Here is an 18,473-nt window from a genome sequence, read left to right as displayed (position 1 = left end):
CAGCCGGCGCCGGTCGGGGCCAGCCCCGTGACGAACAACAGCACGTCGAGCAGCAGCCGGTCCCTGACCCAGCACAACAGCTTCAAAGTTGACATCACCGGCAGCCAGACGCCGCGGGAGCACGCCGACGCCTTCACCAAGCAGGCGGACGGGCTGTACGCGCTGGCCCTCAGGAACATGCAGACGGCGACGGTGTAGGTGGTCTTGTTGTCGGTGCTCCCCGACCTGCTGAAGCGGGCCTGATGCTAGGTCTGCTGGGGGTGGGGAGCGGAAGTTGGCTAGGCACTAGAAAGCAGATCTTTAACTCCCCGCCTGTTAGAATTTCATGAACGGGCATCCTGACAACTGAGAAGCAACTTCTGGACAATTGGTTTGAGCCGATCTGCTAAAAGTTCGTGCGCGGATACAGAGAGATGACCTGACCAGTTTGACCATAACTGTTGACGATCATCAACTGACCTGGGAAGATCAGATAAAAAGTCGTAAAGATGACAGTCCGTAGCATCAGCTAGTTCACGAAATCGTTTGCGATAACGGGTCGGATCGCGCGACGAAACAAATGAGATGTAGTGGGGAATTGTAACGAGTACTACTGGAACAGCACTCAGAGTTATCCATTCCTGCAAGATCGTACGCAACAATACCCAGCCCGAACTGCGCTGATCGTTGTACTCTGGCAACATACTAAAGCTTGGTAATTGAAGCACAAATTTTTTCGCAAATTCACGAAGCGGCGAGAGAGCCTTCGGTACCCGGGGCGCCGTGGCTTTTCTTCCAGTAACCTGAGAGAATAGATTGGTTTCATGAGGCGAATAGACGTAAGATTTGTACTCGTCTGGCAGCGTCTGCTCTGACCAGATCTGTTTCGGAACCGGAATATTCCGGACTTCTAATTTTCCATCCAAGTATTCGAAATATGGTTTTGCGTAAAATGCCGGCGACCCGCTCCCATCCTGTATCTCGATTACCCTGCGACATACGCGACGTATGTTTTCCACATATACCACAATGATGACTAGATCGTGCTCAACATTACAGTGTCTCTTGTAACTCAGGAAATGCTGATCAGGGCCCGTGCCACTAACCCCGTAGTTATACACCTCAAGATTGGGTATCTTTGACTCAATCCGATCACTAAATCTCTGCGAATTCGTTACTCCGTCCCCCGCCGTTTGCGAGTCACCGAACACAAGTGCCCTTAACTTCTTTGGCGTGCGTCCAGGTAGAAATTCGCGCTCTGATCGAAAGCCTGCGATGTTGGTCCGGACGAGACAGCCGCCCTTCTCTCCCGTCACACGAACTTTCAGACTCGGAATATAACGGGTCCCAATCTCGGGATCGTACTTCATCATCGTGCGCGTTTCGCGCGGATCACACTTAACTTGTTTGATTGTCATTCGCGCGCATCTTTCGATCGGCCATAACGCTTTGCCATATCGGCACGGCGATCGACGACGATCTTGCGGTGCGACGCCGGCCATTTGTCGTAATAATTGGTCTTCTGCAGCGACTTCGCGCCGCGCAAGACGGCGGTCAAGCTATTGACGACGACGATGAAATAGGGCTGCTCCGCAGAGCCGGGATATAAGCTCGTCGTCGTTTTCGCGATGCCCGTATTCAGGAAGGTATCACTGGAGATCAGCTCGGTATTGAGCGTATCGACATAATCGCTGATGCCGAGAGACCACTGGACCCGTGGGGGAAAGACGATGACACGCGTCTGGATCCCGGCGGAGTCGCGCATGGACGAGGCCTGCTCGCGGATGAAGCGGCGCGGGTCACCGGACTGCCACACGGCCACATCGACCGCGCGCGCCAGCATGGCGGCCTGGGCATAGGGACAGGGGGCGAATTTACCGTCGTAGAAATCATTCGGAACGACGATGAACTCCTTGATCCATTGTACGATCTCCTGCTCGATCTGCTCATGAAGCGTCATGATGAGAACCTACTAAAACATGGCGTAGCAGAAGACGCTGACCGACCCGTCGTGTTCGGCGGCTTCTTCCTGAAGAGCGGCGGCGATCTTTCTCATCATGGGGACGAGGGAGCACAGGTCTGCGTCACCTGAAGCCTCCCAATACGCGTTCAATCCATCGATGAGCTGTTCGGGTGAGCTAAACACCGACCGCTCGAAGTCGGCCGCCGCCATCGAGGCGCTGGATGGCCGTGAAAAGTAGGAACCCTGGTCTTCCTCGGGACCCCGTGGGTAATAGGCGGGCTCACCACGCATCTTGCGGGCTTTTGCGAGTGGGGCGAGGCTGCGATCGAATAACTCGGCGCTCAGGCGCTGGGAGGGGGTCGGGTCAGTCGAGTTCATACTGCGTCTGCCACTCGCTATCATCGCTGAATGCGGGCTGCTCCGATTTCCAAAGCAGCCTGTCTTCTAGAACGAGGAGGTCCACGTCGGTGCGCATAAAGCAGCGGTAAGCATCCTGCGGGCTGCAGACGATCGGTTCGCCGCGCACGTTAAAAGATGTATTGATCAGCACCGGACAGTCGGTACCCTTGTAGAACGCTTCCAGGATGCGTCGGAATTCGGGGTTTGCATTGTCGCCGACGGTCTGCACACGCGCCGTGAAGTCGACATGCGTGACGGCCGGTATGTCGCTCCGGACTTGGTTGACGATCGCGAGCATGTTTTCGTCATCGCCGAGGTTCGGCTCGACGGTCTGCTGCCGCTCCGTGCGGACCGGCGCCACGAGCAGCATGTAGGGACTTTCGCCCTCCAACTCGAAATAGTCCGCCGCGTGTTCTGCGAGCACCGCAGGAGCAAATGGACGGAAGCTTTCCCTGAATTTGATCTTGATGTTCATACGGCTCTGCATGTCGGGCACACGCGGGTCTCCCAGGAGGGACCGCGCACCCAAGGCGCGTGGGCCGAACTCCATGCGGCCGCTGAAGAGCGCCACGATTTGGCCCGCCGCGAGCGCGTCGGCGATCTTGTGCGCGCGCCCGACTGGATCGACGACGAGGTGGCTTGGGGCGTCCGTGCGATCGACGAAGGCGGCGATTTCCTGCGACGAGAAGGCCGGGCCGAGCAAGCTGCCCTTAAGCGTGTCGTGGGATCGTCCGGGGGTCCGTGGCACGCCGAATACGGTATGTGAGGCCAGCAGGGCTGAACCTAGTGCGCCCCCGGCATCACCGGCCGCGGGTTGGATGAACAATCCGTCCAGCCCGGCCTCGCGCCAGACGCGTCCGTTCGCCACGCAATTGAGGGCGACGCCGCCGGCCAAGGCCAGGTTTCTTGACTTCGTCTGGCGCTTCACGTGCTTGACGAGCTTGAGAACGATTTCTTCGGCGACGTGTTGAATGGACGCGGCCAAATCCATTTCGCGCCGGGTAATCATTGTATCCGGCTTGCGAGCCAGGCCGCCGAAGAGGTTTTCAAACCGCGCGTTGGTCATGACCAGCGAGTCGACATACCCGAACGCGCTCGTATCAAGCCGGAAAGATCCGTCCTCGCGAATGTCGACGAGTTCGTCGCGGATCAAGTCTGCGTAACGAGGCTCGCCATAGGGAGCCAAACCCATCAGCTTGTATTCGCCGGAGTTGACCTTGAACCCACAGTGGTAAGTGAATGCGCTGTACAGCAGGCCGAGGGAATGTGGGTATCGTAGTTCTTGGAGAAGCTCGATGTTCGAACCCTTGCCGAGCCCGAGCGTACAGGTGGCCCATTCTCCGACCCCGTCGATCGTTAGAATGCCCGCTTGGTCGAACGGCGAGGGGAAGAAGCTGCTAGCGGCGTGAGCCAGATGGTGCTGAGTAGCGAGCAGGCGCGGGACCTCCCCGAGGACCAGTTCCAGATCCCGTGCGAGCCAAGCTTTGGGACCTAGCAGGGCACGGGAGGATGCCATGAACTGATCGCGTCCCGCCGGCGCCACCGCCAGTGCACTCTTCATCGCGCGATCCAGCGTGAGCATCGAGTTGTCGTAAAACACTACGCCGTCCAGCTCAGACGGGTCGATGAAAGCTTCGCTCAGGCAGTAATCGACAGCCCGTCGAGGGAACTTCGAGTCGTGTTTTATGCGGGAGAAGCGCTCTTCTTGTGCCGCGGCAATAATCTCTCCGTCGCACACCAGCGCAGCAGCTGAGTCATGGTAATATGCAGATATTCCAAGTACTCTTGCCATGAAATATTTATCCCTGGCCTGAAATATCCCTACTTTAGGAGACTGACTGCAGTTTATTTCTTAAAACATCATCATCTCGATATCTAGTTATATAATATTTAATTATTGTAGTTTCCTAGTGGCAATCAAATGCCATTCCGAATGTAAACTTATTTGAATTTTGCTTCCAGATATGTCCTCACCGATTAAAAACCTGCATATTGTGGTGAGTACGGTGAGGGTTTTGCCAGGTATCAATCCTTCACCTATATCAGTATTGAAGGAAAAACTGCCGAATTTGACAATTTGCCACACCGTTTGACAGAAACCGCTCTCGATTGCGTGAACGCTTTTATCAGTAAACAGCCTTATTGAAGGTCTGACGAGAGTCGCAAGCTGCCCCTAATGATGAGCGGTCCACGTAAGAATTCGGCCGTCGGACGAGCAAGCGCCTTACCGCTACGCTTTCTTCATGCCCGGTGGCACAGTGCGATCCCATGCCGACCCGGCCCGAGCACCGCTTCTTCTACCCGATCGACCGGGCGCAGCTCTCGGCCCTGATTCGGTTCGGGCGGGTGCAGGGCTGCTGCGAAGGCTGCGGGCGACCGCATGGGCAGATAGTCTACCACCTCGGCGACGGGCGCTGGTGGGATGCGGATGCCGACCGGTGGCGCGATGGGTGGGGGCGTCGGATCCGGATCGCATCAGGGGCGGACATCCTCAGCCAGGTCCGCCGGACCTGGGTCGTTCTGGCTGCTGCCCATAGGGATCACGACACCTCGAACAACACCGACAGCAACCTCGCGGCCTTCTGCCAGCGATGCCACATGACTCACGATCGGCCGGAGCATCAGAGGCGTCGATGGCGCACGCTGTTCCGGCGCAAGGTGCTGGGCGACCTGTTCGGTGGTCCATACGGGTGAACTGTAGAATAGATGCGGAACACGGCGAGGAAGGCACCGTGAACGCCGGCATATGCCAGCCGCGTGTCACCGGCACCCAAGAACAGAGAGGGTCGCGGTAACCGACTGTTAGCCATACGGAGGCAGGATGGCCGCAGCGATCGGCCTGTGGGCCGAGCGCCGGAAGAGCAGCGCCGAGGCCTATTCCCCCCTGGCCTCGGTGCGGCCTCGCCGGAGCAGTCGCGCTTTCGGCAGCCGATCAGAGCTGCTTAACCCGCTTGGACGAGTCGCGGTGCCGGTAAAAATCCCAGAGTAAGAACGCAGGGAATGGGATCATGATAGCGAAGAAGATCCAATCGAACATCTGCGGCACAGTGTGAGTCTCCTGCGGTCTTAAATCGTAAACCCGCATTAGGCCTCGGCAGATCCGACTCCATTTTCTAATGGCCAACATCGCCCGAGCGTAGCGACCCGATCACGTGTGCGTTCGCTTCATCAGCTTTTGCCGCCACGACGCGCCTTCGACGACCTTGAGTGTTTGTGCGGGGCACGGCGGGGAACATGCTTTCAGGACTTAGGTTGCCGAAGGACGCGTATGGCGGGCTGAGTTGAGGACGCGGCGCTCATGGTCCAGCAGATCCCGGTCGACCCAAGAGTCCGCGCTGACGATACCGAGCGCGACGCATCACGCGACGACGCGACCCACGAGATCGCCCCGGACCTCGCCTATCGACGCCTGGCGATCGTCAACGTCGTCTTCCTTGGCCCTCCGAATGCGGGAGATCGCGGCTGGGTTCTAATCGATGCTGGTATCCCGGGAACGAAGGATCTGATCAAAGACGCGGCCGCGGCCCGTTTCGGCCCGGGCGCCCGACCCTCTGCGATCGTTATGACACACGGCCACTTCGACCACGTCGGGGGGCTGGAGGATCTGGCAGAGGATTGGGATGCGCCGATCTACGCGCACTCCCTGGAGCGCCCGTACTTGGATGGGAGCGCCTCCTACCCGCCGGCTGACCCGAGCGTCGGAGGTGGGGCGATGGCGCGGCTTTCCCCCCTATACCCGACCAAACCCGTCGACGTGTCGTCCCGTCTTTTGATGTTTCCAGCTGACGGTAGCATTCCGCCGATGGCCGGATGGCGTTGGATTCATACGCCAGGCCACGCCCCGGGGCACGTCTCGTTCTGGCGTGAGGCTGACCGCACTCTGATCGTCGGCGATGCCTTCGTGACGACAGCACAGGAATCGGCCTACGCCGTGGCGACGCAGGAACCGGAACTGCACGGCCCTCCGATGTATCTGACGATCGATTGGACAGCAGCGCGCGATTCGGTACGAACGCTTGCCGCCCTGGAACCTGAGCGCGTCATCACCGGCCACGGCAGGCCACTGCGGGGTCCTGAAATGCGCCGCGCGCTAAACATCCTCGCTGAGGACTTTGATCGCGTCGCGGTGCCGGAGCACGGTCGCTACGTGACAGACCCAGCTCGCCCTGAAGACGGATCCGCCTACCGGCGCCCGTGAAAAAGCGGGCGCACCTGCCGAACGCCCGCAGACTGTCACCGCATAGCTCGGCCCGTCCTACCGCCCGCGCGGATTCTCGATCATGCAGATCCGTCAAGGTCGATCATTGCCCCTCGGCAGCCGATCTCAAACTCCCGCCCGAGGCCTACAACGGCATGGGGCAGATCCAGGGCGGCGGCGTGCCGGATGGCGTGTACGGCAAGGGGACGTGAGAGTTGGCGTTTCCCCAAGTGTGAGCTAGTGGTCGAAATCTGACGCTTGGTACCCACCTGCGGGGTCTGCAACGGGTGGTTTTCCGCCGGTCCGCTTTCGGACAGCAATACATAGAAGCGGACGTCACTACCGCGCCCGCTAGCGACCCTCCTCTGACCTTCGGAAGGTCTGCTTTCAGGCAGTCCGGTGAATTGGCTTTGGTAGCTTGAGACCGAAAGCCGCTGCTGCGCACAAAGGTCGCGAAGCGTCTGGCCGTCCAGGCGGCGCTTCGCAGACCGGGCGCCGATTGACCGAATTTGTGTGACCTCTCCGAGAGGCCGGGGTTCGTCCAAAGCGGTCCGGGCCTTGAAGTACTCGATGAGCTAAAGGTTCAATCCGGCACTCAGCATCCAACCAGCCCCTGCGTTCCAGCTTGGTGCTGCCACATTCAATTCGCGCACGCGGCTACCTGCAGCTCAAACGCGCAAGCTCTCCATTGCCTATCACACGGGGGTATCAGCGAAATTCAGCACCTTTAAGGTTTTAGTAATAACTTCGAAACGATTGCGCAGCGCTCTACAGCTAGTGTTGGGGAGGTCTGGTCTGAAAGTGAGCAGGAACATACTGCAGCGCGAGAAGAATGGTGCATTTCTGCCACTACAGTCCACCGTCGCCTGTAACCTGAGCTGTTCCCGCTATCCATCAACCGCTAACTGTAGGATATTTCCTGCGTTGAGACGGGCAGGCTCTGTGGGGGCGCTCGGCAGGTCCAAAGCCGGCAGCCGCGATGGGCGAGCAGACCGGCAGGAAGTGCCGAATGCGGGACGCACGCCTTGGGACCTTGGGAAGGAATGAAAAAATGATGAAGCACTGGCTCGCGGCCGGCGCAGCTGCGCTGACGATGGGAATGACAGCCACGGCGTCGTACGCCCAATCGACTACGGTCCCGGGCGAGCAGGTCGGTCTCGCCGTCGGCGCGCCGCTGCCGGAAGGCCTATACGCCATCAACACGTTCACCTACCGCCGCACCGACGGCCGGAACGACGCCGACACGGCCGTCAACATCCCGGTCCTGGTCTACTCGACCCCGCTGGTGCCGCTCGGTGGCCGCATCGAGCTGCTCGTAGCGCCTCCGACCGTGTTCGTCTTCACCCGCAACGCGGCGGGCTCGCCCAATAAGGACATCTCGATCAACGTCGGCACCTTCGTCGGCGGCATCTGGGCGTTCGATCTAGGCAGCAACTTTGGCGTCAGCTTGCTCGGCGGCGTGTACCTGAACGACCTCGACGGCGACCGCGGCTCGCTGTTCAACGGCACTACCGCGGCCAACCCGATCTCTGGAGCGGGTCGGATCCCGGTCGGTACGCCCGTGCTGCCGCAGCTTGCCTCCAACACCTACCGCTTCGGCGTTGCCGGCAGCTATACCGGCGACGGCTACAACATCACCGCCAACCTGACCGCCAACATCTATGATTCACCCGGTCGCTTCGGTGGCTCGGTCGGAAACTTCATCGGCCCGATCCGCATCTCGGATGCCCTGAACTTCGACCTTACGGCGACGAAAAAGTTTGGCAACTTTGAGATTGGTGCCGTCGGCTACGGTACCTACAACTTCGACATTAGCCAGTTCAGCGCGGCAGCCGGGAACCGCGGCCGCTTCGCCCTCGGTGGTCTGGTTGGCTACGACTTCAAAATCTTCACCGTTCAGGCCTACGTCGCCCGCGACGTCGTGACCGGCGCGACTCTCACCAACGCGTTCGGCCGCACCCGCAGCGACTACTCCACGGACGGCTGGATCCGGTTCGTCGTGCCGCTGTACTCGCCGACTCCCGCCGCTTCGCCGATCCCGGCTCCGCTAGTCCGCAAGTACTGAGCGTTACTGAACAATAGTTCGGATCTACCCACGTTCGGCCCGCACTGGTGACAGTGTGGGCCGTTTACATTTCTAGTAGCAAGATTCATTTTGCTGTATGGAAAAGTGGCGGAAGGCTCGAATCGAGCGAGCAGCTCGGATTTCTTTCATAATGCAGGAGATCCGGTTGGCCGGGATTTCGGACCCGGCGGAAATCGCAAACCTCCTCAACGTGCGAGGGATGACAGACTTGCGCGGTAACGCATGGACATGGATCGAGGTACTTCGGTTCGATAAGCGTCCAAAGGAACGTCCAGAGCCCTCTAAACGAGCCGATTGGACTCAACGCTAGATCCGGGCTTAATTGCCTTGTTCTTGAGTGCGGCTTTGAGGCCCGCTTCGGAGAAACGCATTCGGCGTTCCTGGCGACTGGTATGGGTCGAAAACGGCTGGCGCGGCGGGTATCAAGCGTCAGATTTCGACCACTAGGTCGAGCAGGGCCGACGCTTGATCGCCGTCACTTCTTCGGAGTCTTGGCCGGATCGTCACCGCCGGGCTGGTCGGTGCCCTGGCCCGGCCGCTCCGTCTTCTCGCTGTCGCCCGTCGTCTTCCGGGCATCCTCGATCAGGTCTTCGTCCACGTCGCGATCGCGCTCACGGTCCATCGGTGCGTCTCCCTATCGTGGCGGATGACATGGCGCGCAGAGATCGAGCGGGAAGAGCCGGGACATGAGACCAATGTCCGCATCACGAGCGCAGGCAACCCGTTTAAGGACGTCGTTCAGCGCAGCGGCGCAGATGCGGCGGGCGGACTGAGGCTCGGAACCGCCCGCCCACTCACGCGTCTATCAGCACCCCAAGTGCAATCACCTTCAGCCCCGGCAGCCACGCGCTGACCGGGGCTTTTTCTTGCGCCGTCCCGGAAGCTCAGCCATGCGCTCGGCGCGCTGGTATGCCAAGCTCGGCCGCCGTAGGGTCGCGGCCTCCTCCCAAGGACTCCTTCAGCCCCGCCGGCTCAGCCGCGCGGGGCTTTTCTGATCGCGCGACGCATCACTCAAATGAGGGACGCGAATCGTGCCTGCTCGACCTACTCAAGAGCCTTCGAAACCCCAATGGCCACTGCGCCCGCCCGGTTCGCCGCGGCGGGCTTTTTCCTGGTTGGCTGGATGTCGGCGCAACCGCATCCGAGCGCAGCCACATCGGCCGCAGCGGTGGCGCATTGATCTGAAGCGGCCCCGCTACAGTTTCTTGGGACCCGATGCCATTTCTCGCGTCGCGGCAAGGAGATGTCTTATGCGTGTCCTGACACTAGCCGTACTTGCCGCTGCCGGTTCGGCAATGCTGTCTCTTCCGGCCGCCGCGGTGCCGGCCAGTCCAGTCGTCGGTCTCTCGTCACCATCCGACATGCTGACCACAGTGAGGATGAAGCGCCATCGCAAGAGGCGCTCGATGATGTCGAACTCCCAGATGATGAAGCCTGGTGCCAGCGGGGTAGCTAACAAGACCTCTGGTGCGCCGGCCGGAAGTGGCGGCGGCAACGGTGCAACGGGCAGCTATGCTGCGCCGAGCGGGAAGTGACCTTCTAGACCCAGTTAGGGAACAGACCTTGCTACAACGCAGGCCAGTTCGTTCCTGAGACCACGAACCTACTCAAGCCCGCTCAGTTCGCCGGCGCGGGCTTTTTCATGGCCCGGTTGCTGCTTCGTCGCCGACAGCCTCGGGTCCGCCGTGACAGTCTGCCCCGAGGCTGAGAGCCCGCCCGGCACAAGCCGCGGCGGGCTTTTTCGTGTCGCGATTCCCAGCGCGGGACGACTGAAGCGCTGACCCTGCACGGCCCAGTAATGGCCGGCTGCCATCTTACCCCCGAGCCGCGTTGCGTATCGGTTCGGCTCACGCGCTGGTTAGATCGGACGCTCCCCCGCCCCGTGAGCAGACTGCGACGCGGCTGATCGTCAGTTGTCCTCAGATCCAGGCGAAGACGGCCCGTATCGCTCTCGAAGCTCGGCACGGCCCCTGTCTGTGATCTCGTACTCGACGCTGTCGGCTGCCGGATCCGATCGGCCAGTGGACATGACTAGCCCGAGGGTCTCCAGCCGTCGCATGTAGGCGGAGACCTGGTAGAAGCGTGGCCCCAGCGTCGAGAGGGATCGTAGGCGAGAAAGGCTGCTGGGCGCGAGTTTGTGCATCGTCCACCAGTGTACCGATGGCTGCCTGCAACGTCATGCTCTGCCGACTGTCTGCGCCCCACCGGCAGCGACGACGAGAGCGAGGTCGGCGAGGGCTGTGCGCATGGGGAGAGGATAGCCGCCGGAAGGGCGTTATCGAAAGAGGGCGTCGCGGATACCCACGGCAACTGGCGCGCGCCCGGCACGCCCGTCACGGACGCGGCTTGACAAAGCACACAGCGTCGGCGGCACGGACAGCTACGGCAACTGGCACGGGCCGGGGACGGCCGGGACGATGGTGGCGTGAGAAGCGGCTATCCTCAATCTCGTGCAGGACCACGGGCGGCAGATGGCGAAGGCGGGATGATCCTACAGCCTCTCCGCGTCTAAACTGCAGGAGTCTTGCCAGAAGTTATCACGGAAATGCCCAAGCTATTTAGGACAAGATTTGTATAGATGATCCCACCGGAGAAAACTCACCGTTCCTCCAATCCCACTTATAATCGGTTTTTCTGATAGATGCGATCAAATCGTCTTCAATTTTTAAGTCCAGTAAATGTATCCAGCAATTCGGCGCTTCATCCGCGGCACAGGCGGTGCCAGCGCGAATAATAGTAGTTCCATACGACGTCTTTGAAATACTTGCATTGTGCAAATGTCCGCTCAGCACGAACGAAACGTTATATTTCTTTGCTAGCGATGCGACGTCATCAAAATTTAAAAGCTGCTCGGCAGATCCCGCGCCATCAGCAGGAGGGAAATGAATTACCCAAATAAAGTTCAAACATTTATCATTATCGACTAACTCAGTCATCAAATCATTTAGCCGCAATATGGTGTCACTATATACTTTGCCGCGGCCGTATCTATTCAATTGATATGGAGCGCCCGCATCTCTATTTGCTCTCAAACAAAAATCAATTGCTAAAATACAGATTTTTCGATCATCTTTGTTGACATATCTGTACGTTATATCAAGTCTCTGGGTAAGCCATATTTTTCTAAACTGTAGATTAAAATTTGCCGACCAAGGTTTTGCGAAGTTGTTCTTGTACCTATCATGGTTGCCTGGGCAGATAAAAAGCTTCTCGACGTGATCGCCAATAGAAGGTTTGCCATCTGCAGTAGAGCCATTGCAATTGGAAGCGGATAGAAAATGGAATGCGGCACCTAAATCATCCGGCCGGCCAGTCGTCGCTAGGTCACCGCTATGAACTATCAAGCTGAGGTCGGGAGCAACATCGCAAACAAAAGCAGCTAGCGCCTGCGCTGCATTGCTATCGAAGCTAGACGGAAAGAAACTACGTGAAATTCTCTTGCCTTGATTCGTGAGCGAAAGGGCGGGTGGGTTCTGCCACAGCTTTAAATGGTTATTCCTGTTTGGAAACTCACAGAAATGAGTATCTGATATGTGTAGCAACCGCCGATAGGGCATGCGGCGATCCGCTTTAGAAATCTAGCGCAGGGAGTACTATCGCGACACGGGGAGTGGTCAAAATTTCGATCGATAGATTGGTCATTACAACTTCTCCCCATTTCCCAGAGATAGAGCCCCCTTCGGATAGATAATCTCGAAGCTCTTGATGCAACCCAAACAAAAACGCAGTTTGGAATTTCGGTCGGATGGAAAATTGGGAAAACAGTTCGTGCTCAAACGCCAGCACGAACGACCCATCTCTTGAAAGAGTCGATGGAAATTTTTCGCCACGTTTGTGAAGATTAGCTATTTTTGCTATAGTCGAATGCAACTTTTCCGAAAATGCAATCTTCAAGTCGTCTACTGACTCAGAACGCAATGAACTGTGTATTAGCTCAGCTTGCGTCGAGTCTTCAATATAAGCAGTTATGCTATCGACTAAGAGAGATATGATATAATTGGACGGAATAAAATTTTCATGGTCAGCGTACCGGCGTGCTTGAAATTCCAATCGTTCGTAATGGTTATTAAATTTGCCTTCTATATCATCAAATGAAAATGAATACTGAACCGGAACCAAGTTTTCTGGGAAAGTTTCTGGATCATGAAAAATATTTACGCCAATGCCATCTCCGCTTTCTATAGTTTGATCAATACCAATCTCAATTAGATCGAGGCTGACTGATTTAATATTTATGATATCGGCAAGAACTTTTTCCAAGGTTGAATGGCGAGCCCGCAATCCATGACTCCACCTCAACGCGCGGTTTACATTCGGCCAATCAAAAGGATCTGAGTGCCCCCGCAGTTCCGCGGTAGCACGGACTTGACCCATCACTTCAGATTTCCATCCTGTGGGTGTTAGAAACTCATTCGCAGTATAGCTATCGCCAGTCGGCGCGCTTGCAGGTGCTTCCTCAGAGAAATGCGTCATTATTCTTGGACTTTATAAACAGGGGCAACAAGCGCGTCACCGCGCCGAAGGGTCTTTATCTTTTTTTCTGCGGCCTCTAGCGCTTGTCTAAGAGACCCCAACCCCTCCTCATCCACCTGAAATGTATGTTCCTTCTTACCGTCGCCCGCGCCATCTGTACTGACACGAAACTGCACCATCACTACAAAGCCCCGGATATGTTCGCCGTTATCCCCGAAATCCGGGCGCGCATCGACAAAGGATGAAAAGGCCGTAGCATTTTGTAAAAATCCACTCTTAAGCCGACGAATTTTGCGGGATTGCTCAATTTCGGGACTTATTACTAGCAGTTGCTTTAAACGATATGTCGCCTCGGCGCGTTTGTCTTTTTCTAATTCCTCCTCAGAGAACGTGGATATAAATCTTTCCACTATATCATCTAGCTTTACCTCACCGGCAACGATGGAATTTACCCTAGAATACAGGTATGAAAGCGCGCTCAATATTATAGAAATATTTTCAGCAGAGATTGGTATTTTTCGCGCAAGGGCATCACATCGAGTTTTATCGGACTCGAACCCTCTTAAACTTTGGATATCTGCCCTAAGAACATCATACGCATTGAGTGGTAGATCAGCTATCTGTGCGACCACCTCTTCAATGGTTGAGGGCAGGAAGATCGATTGGGGTTTCTCCGGCATGGAGTTAGGGAGCCTTATCGGAGCAAGGGGCGCACCCAATGGAGATGGTGTTATCCACGGTTGGTAAGAGATACGCGTGAAAGGTGGCCTTTACGTGTGACGCCTGCCAGACTGGATTGACCAATAATTTCAGATGGCTCTTCGCAGTCAAGCGCTCGGTTGATGGCCTCAGTCCGCATCCTCCAGATCCTCGCCGTGCCGCACGTGGCCTTGTCCGCTTAGCCAGTCCGTGAGGGCATGCCGCACCGCTTCTGGACGCGTAGGCTTGGGCTCGGGCTGAGCTTCGATCCAAGCATCAAGCGGTTGTAACTGCTCAGGCTGAATTCTGACCCCAATGAGGGTCCCCGTCTGCTTGGGCCGAGGCTTTCGCTGCATTTTCATGTTATCACGAGTTGACGCGTTCACACGCTAGTGATAACACGAGATCGGTCCGGCGGGAAGGTGGAAGCTCCCGCACCGGACCTAACCCCACCACTCTGTTGAGGAGAGCGGCATGGCTAGCCACGCCCATAGCACACGCACGCCCTTATTACGCCCGGTCCAAACCGCCCCTACCTTATTAGGCCAGGGGCTCGACCGGCAGCCGGGCCCCGTCACCGAGGCCATTCGCACCATGCGGGAGGCCGAAGCCGCTATCGCTGCGATTGAGGATGGCCTGGACCGGCATTTCGCCGCGGTCGATGCCGCCGACCCCACCACGCGGCCCGCCCTGGCAAAGCGCGCGGCCGCTCTGCGTCGGCGCTTGGAAGCTCGGAGCAGCCGCAAGTCAGCCGATCCGCACATCCCGCACCGGGATCGCCTGATCGCCGCCCACGCTGCCGCCATGGCCGTACGTTCGGTCTTCCAGGAGGAGCATCCCGATAGCCCGACCTACAAGGCGGCGCTCGCCGTCGACAACCGCATGTGGGCCCTGATCGCCGATGTGCTGTCCCTGCCGGCTCCTAAGACTGCGGCCGGCCTCGCTGTTGTTGGCCTCGCGTTGGCCTTCCAAGTCGAGGGCGCGCTCGCCGGCAGGCCCTGGGAGAACGAGGACAAGATCGCGGCCGCGGCCCGGGCGATCCTCGCGGTGACCGGCACGGTGCTGCCGCCGGCCTTTACTGGCTTCGGTGACGAGGTGGCGGCATGACCGCTTCCACTCGCCGCGCCGCACTCGGCGCCCTCCTCGCTGCCCCGCTGGCATCCGTGCCGGCTGTGGCTGCGGTGTCCCCACTTGGAGGCGGCCTGCCGGACCACGAGGTCCAGTTCCTCGCCCTCATCCCCCAACTTCGTAAGTTGGTCCTGCCTATCGAACGCGCCAAGGCGTTCGCCAAGGCTCTGTACGAGGACGGCGATCACAGCGCCGGAGAGCATCCTGGTTGGGACGATCCACCAGCCGCGAAGGCTTGGCGGCTGCGGGCCGAGGCTGCCCGTGCCCGCAACGGCTACCACGAAGCTTGGGAGGCATGGGCGAAGCACATCGATGCTGTCGACAAGCTCGTCACCGACTTCATGACGGAGCGCATGACCACGCTGCTGGCCATCGGCTGGAAGGCCCGTGTCGCCGACCTGCTGGACTGCTGGGAGGAGCAGGTCGGCTACGATCTTGCGGCGTGGGCTCGGGAGGACGCGCTATGCGCCTGATCCTCGGCTTCCTCGCCCTCGCGCAACTGCGCCTCGCCCGCCTCGACTATGCGCGAGGCGACATGCTGATGGACGACGCCGAAGCGGCCCTAAACCGGGCTCGCGAACGCATCGCTCTCGGCCATCGTCTCGCTGATCGCGCCGGCCAACCGCTGGCACGATTGCTCTCGCGCCGCTGATACCCCAGCCTGGCTGCTCGCGCGGTCGAAAGCGGACACGGTGTCCGTTTTGCCGAGCCTGGCCTGAGCATCCACGCCCGCCCTAGTGAATCTGAGGGGACACGACGGGCGGGCGTGGGTCGTCAGCGGTACCATCTCGACCCGCCGGCGGACACGATCGTGATCCGTCTCTCTTGAGAAACGATGACTTACGCTCGCACGTCCAGTGCGAGTGGATTGTAGGTTTTATTGTTGGTAGGCTGAGTATGCAAACCGCTAGCTTGTTGTTATTTAACGGTTTTTTCGGTCCAAATGGCGGAGGGAGCGGGATTCGAACCCGCGATACCGTTTCCGGTATACACACTTTCCAGGCGTGCGCCTTCAACCACTCGGCCACCCCTCCGTCCGCGGACCGGGCACCCAGGCGCGCAAGCGGGACCCGGGCGCAGCCAGGGCCGCGCGGTGCCGTGCTGTTAGCCGGGTGCGCCGCCGGGCGCAAGGCGCACGGGGCCGGGGTTTGAGAAAACCGCCCGGCCCACGTGCCTCACCCCTCCGCGTCGAGGTGGAAGCGGACGGTCTCGACATTCGCCCGCTCGAAGGCCTGCATCACGTGCTGGTATGAGCGCTCCATGGCGTTGTCGCCGTCGCCGGGGCTGTCTTCGGGCTTCAGGACGAACATCAGCAGCGACCGCCCGGTCACGGCGTAGCCCATGCCGAACTTGAAGCTCTCCACATCCTGGCTGTCGGGCAGGTTGGTGTCGAGGAGCCGCGTCCAGGCCATGCCGCCGACCGACTCGGGGAGCGTGAACGTCACGAGATCGTGGTAGGCGTTGAACATGATCAGCAGCGTCGCGTCGCCGCCGCGGCGGTGAAGCCCCGTCGCCTGAGCGCGGCCGTCGAGCTGGACCGCGAAGGCGCGGGCACCCCCGTCGGTCCAGTTCTCGGGGGTCATCTCGCTCCCGTCCGGGCGCAGCCACGCCACGTCCTTGACGCCGAACTCCTCGTCGTACTGGCCGGTCAGGAACCGCCCGCGGTTCAGGATCGGCAGGGCATTGCGCAGGAGGATCAGGCGCTGCGTGAACTCGGCGAGGTCCCGCTCCTCGTCGCCGATCGCCCCCCAGTCGAGCCAGGAGACTTCGTTGTCCTGGCAATAGGCGTTGTTGTTGCCCTTCTGGGTGCGGGCGAACTCGTCGCCCGCGAGCAGCATCGGCGTGCCGCGGGACAGGAACAGCGTCGCCAGCATGTTGCGCATCTGGCGCAGGCGCGTGGCCCGGATCTCGGGATCGTCGGTCGGGCCCTCGACCCCGTAATTGTACGACAGGTTGTGCGAGTGCCCGTCGCGATTGCCCTCGCCGTTCGCCTCGTTGTGCTTGTCGTTATACGAGACCGTGTCGTGCAGGGTGAAGCCGTCATGCGCGGTGAGGAAGTTCACCGAGGCCCAGGGCTTGCGCCCGCGCTTGTTGAACTTGTCGGCCGAGCCGGCGAGGCGCGCGGCGACGTCCGGCAGCAGGCCGGCATCGCCCTTCCAGTAGGCGCGGACATCATCCCGGAACCGGTCGTTCCACTCGGCCCAGCCGGGGGGGAAGCCGCCGACCTGATAGCCGCCGGGTCCGCAATCCCACGGCTCGGCGATGAGCTTCACGTTGTTGAGCACCGGATCCTGGCGGCAGGTATCGAGGAAGCCGCCGCCCTCGTCGAAGCCGTAGGGCTCGCGGCCCAGGATCGTGGCGAGGTCGAAGCGGAACCCGTCGACCTGCATCTCCTGCGCCCAGTAGCGCAGGGAATCGGTGACGAGCTGCAGCACCCGCGGATGCGACAGGTTGAAGGTGTTCCCGGTACCGGTATCGTTGATGTAGTAGCGCGGCTCGTTCGGCAGCAGCCGGTAGTAGGAGGCGTTGTCGACGCCCTTGAACGACAGGGTCGGGCCCTTCTCGTTGCCTTCGGCGGTGTGGTTGTAGACCACGTCGAGGATCACCTCGAGGCCGGCGCCGTGGAAGCGCGAGACCATCTCCTTGAACTCGGAGAAGGCGAAGTCCGGCACCGCGGCGTAGCGCCGGGCGGGGGTGAAGAACGAGATCGTGTTGTAGCCCCAGTAATTCACCAGGTCCTTCTGCTCAAGATAGTCATCCTGCACGAAGGAATGGACCGGCAGCAGCTCCACCGAGGTGACGCCCAGGCTCTTGATGTAGTCGAGCACGTCCCGGGTGCCGAGGCCGGCGTAGGTGCCGCGCAGTTTTTCCGGGACCCGCGGGTCGAGCTTGGTCATGCCCTTGACGTGGGCCTCGTAGAAGATGGTCTTCTCCCACGGGACGTGCGGCTTCTGATGCCGGCCCCAGGTGAAGGCCGGGTCGATGACGCGGGAGCGGCGGGTGTAGGGGGCACTGTCCCGCTCATCGAAGGTCAGGTCGTCGCCGGATTCCATCTGGTAGCCGAACAGGGCCGGGTTCCAGGTGATCGAGCCGACGAGCCCCTTGGCGTAGGGGTCGATCAGCAGCTTGTTGTGGTTGAACCGGTGGCCGGCCTTCGGCTCGTAGGGGCCGTGGACGCGGTAGCCGTAGATCGTGCCCGGGCGGGCGTCGGGCAGGTAGCCGTGCCAGATCTCGTCGGTGTACTCCGGCAGCTCGATCCGCTCGATCTCCCGCTCACCCAGGTCGTCGAACAGGCAGAGTTCGACCTTGGTGGCGTGGGCCGAGAACAGCGCGAAATTCACCCCGAGCCCGTCCCAGTTGGCGCCGAGCGGATAGGGTTGGCCTTCCTCGATGCGCGAGCGGGACTGCGACGAGGGACGTCGGGAATCGGACATGGACACTCCGGGACTCCACCCGCCCGGCGGGCGCCGCGTCGGGGGATGTCCCGGGTGAACGTGCCGGCCACGGCGAAGCTCCCCGGAGCTGGTAAAATTTGCTCAGGCTGGGGA

At 59.7% G+C, this 18,473-nt stretch carries 16 protein-coding genes and 1 tRNA gene; 7 read left to right on the top strand and 10 right to left on the bottom strand.

Going from position 1 to position 18,473, the window contains the following annotated elements:
* A partial coding sequence (locus MKK75_RS19290) for a hypothetical protein (RefSeq protein ID WP_244044142.1) occupies positions 1-198 on the top strand: 198 nt, incomplete at its 5' end.
* Positions 199-323: 125 nt separating this feature from the next.
* Here MKK75_RS19290 and MKK75_RS19285 read toward each other — a convergent pair.
* Genes MKK75_RS19285 through MKK75_RS19270 form a run of 4 tightly spaced genes read right to left on the bottom strand, consistent with a single transcriptional unit; the run spans position 324 to position 4,133 of the window.
* Positions 324-1,352: an SGNH/GDSL hydrolase family protein gene (locus MKK75_RS19285; RefSeq protein ID WP_244044141.1), complete on the bottom strand. Its 1,029-nt coding sequence runs from the start codon at positions 1,350-1,352 to the stop codon at positions 324-326.
* Positions 1,353-1,393: 41 nt separating this feature from the next.
* Positions 1,394-1,939 carry a hypothetical protein gene (locus MKK75_RS19280; RefSeq protein ID WP_244044140.1) on the bottom strand — a complete coding sequence of 182 codons (546 nt, stop codon included), beginning with the start codon at positions 1,937-1,939 and terminating at the stop codon, positions 1,394-1,396.
* Between the two features lie 12 nt (positions 1,940-1,951).
* Positions 1,952-2,320 carry a hypothetical protein gene (locus MKK75_RS19275; RefSeq protein ID WP_244044139.1) on the bottom strand — a complete coding sequence of 123 codons (369 nt, stop codon included), beginning with the start codon at positions 2,318-2,320 and terminating at the stop codon, positions 1,952-1,954.
* Positions 2,307-4,133: a carbamoyltransferase gene (locus MKK75_RS19270; protein WP_244044138.1), complete on the bottom strand. Its 1,827-nt coding sequence runs from the start codon at positions 4,131-4,133 to the stop codon at positions 2,307-2,309. Before MKK75_RS19270 ends, MKK75_RS19275 begins: the two co-directional genes overlap by 14 nt.
* 476 nt (positions 4,134-4,609) lie before the next feature.
* On the opposite strand from MKK75_RS19270, the gene MKK75_RS19265 reads away from it, so the two are divergent.
* From MKK75_RS19265 to MKK75_RS19255, 3 genes are all read left to right on the top strand, one after another.
* A complete protein-coding gene (locus MKK75_RS19265; protein ID WP_244044137.1) occupies positions 4,610-5,035 on the top strand; it encodes a hypothetical protein in 426 nt (141 codons plus the stop codon).
* Positions 5,036-5,639: 604 nt separating this feature from the next.
* Complete coding sequence (locus MKK75_RS19260; protein ID WP_244044136.1) at positions 5,640-6,539, top strand: MBL fold metallo-hydrolase; 900 nt, start codon at positions 5,640-5,642, stop codon at positions 6,537-6,539.
* 1,051 nt (positions 6,540-7,590) lie between these two features.
* Positions 7,591-8,604, top strand: coding sequence for a transporter (locus MKK75_RS19255; RefSeq protein ID WP_244044135.1), 1,014 nt, complete (start codon positions 7,591-7,593; stop codon positions 8,602-8,604).
* Between the two features lie 496 nt (positions 8,605-9,100).
* Here the strand turns inward: MKK75_RS19255 and MKK75_RS19250 are convergent, their stop codons facing one another.
* The 4 genes from MKK75_RS19250 to MKK75_RS19235 form a co-directional block, all read right to left on the bottom strand.
* Positions 9,101-9,247, bottom strand: coding sequence for a hypothetical protein (locus MKK75_RS19250; RefSeq protein ID WP_244044134.1), 147 nt, complete (start codon positions 9,245-9,247; stop codon positions 9,101-9,103).
* A gap of 1,936 nt (positions 9,248-11,183) precedes the next feature.
* Entirely contained in the window at positions 11,184-12,182 is a 999-nt protein-coding gene (locus MKK75_RS19245; RefSeq protein WP_244044133.1) for a metallophosphoesterase family protein, read from the bottom strand.
* A gap of 13 nt (positions 12,183-12,195) precedes the next feature.
* Entirely contained in the window at positions 12,196-13,098 is a 903-nt protein-coding gene (locus MKK75_RS19240) for a hypothetical protein (RefSeq protein WP_244044132.1), read from the bottom strand.
* The gene (locus MKK75_RS19235) at positions 13,098-13,778 is read right to left on the bottom strand and encodes a hypothetical protein (protein WP_244044131.1); all 681 of its coding nucleotides are present in this window, start codon (positions 13,776-13,778) and stop codon (positions 13,098-13,100) included. The genes MKK75_RS19240 and MKK75_RS19235 overlap by 1 nt, the downstream gene beginning before the upstream one ends.
* Before the next feature lie 493 nt (positions 13,779-14,271).
* Here MKK75_RS19235 and MKK75_RS19230 point away from each other — a divergent pair, with 493 nt between their 5' ends.
* The 3 genes from MKK75_RS19230 to MKK75_RS19220 are packed head-to-tail and all read left to right on the top strand — an operon-like array spanning position 14,272 to position 15,577.
* Positions 14,272-14,904 (top strand): hypothetical protein, encoded by a 633-nt coding sequence (locus MKK75_RS19230; protein ID WP_244044130.1) that lies wholly within the window; start codon positions 14,272-14,274, stop codon positions 14,902-14,904.
* Positions 14,901-15,398: a hypothetical protein gene (locus tag MKK75_RS19225; protein ID WP_244044129.1), complete on the top strand. Its 498-nt coding sequence runs from the start codon at positions 14,901-14,903 to the stop codon at positions 15,396-15,398. The genes MKK75_RS19230 and MKK75_RS19225 overlap by 4 nt, the downstream gene beginning before the upstream one ends.
* Entirely contained in the window at positions 15,389-15,577 is a 189-nt protein-coding gene (locus MKK75_RS19220; RefSeq protein ID WP_244044128.1) for a hypothetical protein, read from the top strand. The genes MKK75_RS19225 and MKK75_RS19220 overlap by 10 nt, the downstream gene beginning before the upstream one ends.
* A gap of 292 nt (positions 15,578-15,869) precedes the next feature.
* Here MKK75_RS19220 and MKK75_RS19215 read toward each other — a convergent pair.
* A tRNA-Ser gene (locus MKK75_RS19215) sits at positions 15,870-15,959 on the bottom strand.
* 141 nt (positions 15,960-16,100) lie between these two features.
* Positions 16,101-18,359, bottom strand: coding sequence for a glycogen debranching protein GlgX (gene glgX / locus MKK75_RS19210; RefSeq protein ID WP_244044127.1), 2,259 nt, complete (start codon positions 18,357-18,359; stop codon positions 16,101-16,103).
* Positions 18,360-18,473 lie beyond the last annotated feature (114 nt).

The organism is Methylobacterium sp. J-030 (genome assembly GCF_022829545.1).
Lineage (GTDB): Bacteria > Pseudomonadota > Alphaproteobacteria > Rhizobiales > Beijerinckiaceae > Methylobacterium.
This window is presented reverse-complemented; position numbering and strand designations above follow the sequence as displayed.